The sequence below is a fragment of the Streptomyces sp. MnatMP-M17 genome (assembly GCF_900091995.1).
Taxonomy (GTDB): domain Bacteria; phylum Actinomycetota; class Actinomycetes; order Streptomycetales; family Streptomycetaceae; genus Streptomyces.
The window spans coordinates 1-2,610 of record NZ_FMDK01000612.1; the positions used below are offsets into that span (position 1 = coordinate 1).

3 protein-coding genes are annotated in these 2,610 nt (G+C 71.3%); all 3 read right to left on the reverse strand.

All coding sequences use genetic code 11. The features are described from left to right. Positions 1-573, reverse strand: a 573-nt coding sequence (locus GA0115259_RS25995) for a glycoside hydrolase family 55 protein (RefSeq protein ID WP_218104237.1), incomplete at its 3' end; no start/stop codon positions are given. Positions 574-692: 119 nt separating this feature from the next. Next, positions 693-1,307 (reverse strand): type III secretion system chaperone family protein, encoded by a 615-nt coding sequence (locus tag GA0115259_RS26000; protein WP_093601522.1) that lies wholly within the window; start codon positions 1,305-1,307, stop codon positions 693-695. Next, on the reverse strand, positions 1,300-2,610 hold a 1,311-nt coding region (mshA, locus tag GA0115259_RS26005; RefSeq protein ID WP_093601524.1), incomplete at its 5' end, for a D-inositol-3-phosphate glycosyltransferase. The genes GA0115259_RS26000 and mshA, both read right to left, overlap by 8 nt.

Below are 2,610 nucleotides of genomic sequence, written 5' to 3' on the forward strand. Positions count from 1 at the left end.
CAAGAGGACCCCGCCGGCCCAGGACCAGCTCGACTTGTCGCCGCCGTAGCGGCTGCCGTACGGGCCGATCAACTCGGTGAGGTTCTTTGTCGCGTAGAGCTTGGTACGGCCGCTGCCGGCGCCGCGCAGGACGACATCGCTGTGGGCGATCCGGATCATGTCGTCGATGCGGTAGGTGCCGGGCGGGATGGTGACCGTGCCCCCGCCGCGCTCTCCGGCAGCGGCGAGGGCACGGTTGATCGCGGGCGCGTCGTCCACGGAACCGTCGCCCTTGGCGCCGTACGCGCGGACATCGGCGACGACGCGGTGCCGTGGGAAGCGGTCGGCGCCCGCGCGCTGCCCGGCCTTCCCTACATACGGGATCTGCGGATGGGTGTACGGCGACTCGGCGAACTCCCGCCAGAGCGCGGAGGTACGGGGTGCGCGGGGCGCGCCGGGTGTCGCGGGTGTCGTGGCGAGTGCCGTCCCCGGTACCCCGGCGGCGGCCACGGCGACAGCGCTGCCAAGCAGAGTTCGCCTCCCGACCGCGCGCTGCCCCTGTCGCCCCTGCTCCTGCCCCTGCCCGTACCCCATAATGCCCTCCACATATATGAACAACGTTCAGGTGTGCGTCTAGGGGTGAGCATGACATGCCGTACGAGTGACAGGGAAGAGTCGTGCCACGACTCAGACAGACGAGTCCCGCATCCGGCTCAGGCCGACGGGTCCCGGGTCAGATGGGCGAACGCGTCCAGATTCCGCGTGGACTCGCCACGGGACACCCGCCAGGCGTACTCCTTGCGGATCGCGCTCGCGAATCCCAGCTCCAGCAGAGTGTTGAAGGCACCGTCCGCCGCTTCGAGCACCGAGCCCAGCAGCCGGTCGATCTCGTCGTCGGTGACGGCGGCCAGCGGGAGTTTGCCGGTCAGATAGATGTCGCCGAGACGGTCGACCGCGTAACTCACGCCGTACAGCTTCAGGTTGCGCTCCAGCAGCCAGCGGTGGACGCCCTCGGCGTTCTCGTCCGGGCGGCGGATCACAAAGGCGTTGACGGAGAGCGCGTGACGGCCGACGAGGAGGGAGCAGGTGGTGGAGAGCTTGCGGGTGCCGGGCAGGGTGACGACGTACGAGCCGGCCTCCGGGCTCTCCCATGTCAGCTCGGCGCAGGTCAGCGTCCGTACGATGACGCGGTTCGCGTCCGCGACCTGATCCGCGACCTGATCCTCGGCCCGCTGCCCGGGCCGTTGCCCGGCGGCCCGCTGTCCAGCCCGCTCCTCGGCGGCCCGTTCCCCAGCCCGCCGCGCCTCGGTCCGCCGTACGTCAGCCATGGTGCGAGCGTACGCGACGGCGGTGATCGTGCAGGGCGGCCAGATACACGTCCGCCGTCGCCGAGGCGGCCGTGTCCCAGCCGAAGGACTCGGCGTGGCGCGAGGCCGCCGCGCCCATCCGGTCGACCAGTTCCGGATGATCGACGAACTCCCGCAGCACCCGCGCGTACGCCTCCGGATCATGGCCGGACACCAGAAAGCCGGTCTCCCCGTGCCGTACCGCCACCGGCAGTCCGCCCACCGCCGCGGCCACCACCGGCGTGCCCGTCGCCTGGGCCTCTATCGCGACAAGGCCGAAGGATTCGCTGTACGAGGGCATGACCAGCACGGACGCCGCGCGGAACCAGTCCGCCAGCCGGTCCTGGCCGACCGGCGGCCGGAACCGCACCACATCCGCTATGCCCAGCCGCGCGGCGAGCTTCTGGAGCCCTTCCGGCTTGGCCAGTCCTGTGCCGCTCGGACCGCCGACGACCGGTACGACCAGCTTCCCGCGCAGCGACGGAAGCTGGTCGAGAAGTACCGCCACGGCCCGCAGCAGCACGTCCGGCGCCTTCAGCGGCTGGATACGGCCCGCGAAGAGCGGGATGAACGCGTCACGCGGCAGCCCGAGCCGGGCGCGCGCGGCGGCGCGGCCGTCAGCCGGACAGAAACAGTCCAGATTCACCCCTGGATGGACGACGGCCGCCTTCGCCGGTTCGGCGTCGTAGAAACGGACGAGTTCGCCGGCCTCCTCCGCCGTATTGGCGATCAGCCGGTCGGCGGCGCGCACGATCTGGGTCTCGCCGATGACACGGGCCGCGGGCTCGGGCCTGTCGCCCTCCGCGAGCGCGGCGTTCTTGACCTTCGCCATGGTGTGCATGGCGTGGACGAGCGGGACGCCCCAGCGGTCGGAGGCGAGCCAGCCGACATGGCCGGAGAGCCAGTAGTGGGAGTGGACGAGGTCGTAGTAGCCGGGCCGGTGGCCCGCCCAGGCCTGCATCACACCGTGGGTGAAGGCGCAGAGCTGCGCGGGCAGATCCTCCTTGGCCAGGCCTTCGTACGGGCCGGCGTCGACATGCCGTACGAGCACACCCGGAGCCAGTTCCACGACGGGATCCAGACCGCCGGCGGTGGCACGGGTGAAGATCTCCACCTCGATGTCGATGGCGGCCAGCCGCTTGGCCAGCTCGACGATATAGACGTTCATCCCGCCCGCGTCGCCCGTGCCCGGCTGGTGCAGCGGCGAGGTGTGGACGCTGAGCATGGCGATCCGCCGTGGCCGGCGGTGCTGGCCGGGGAGGCGGAGACGGGGCGGTCGAGCCGG

Coding starts and splice junctions, on each gene's coding strand:
- GA0115259_RS26000 (WP_093601522.1), bottom strand. CDS start 1,307: ATGGCTGACGTACGGCGGACCGAGGCGCGGCGGGCTGGGGAACGGGCC.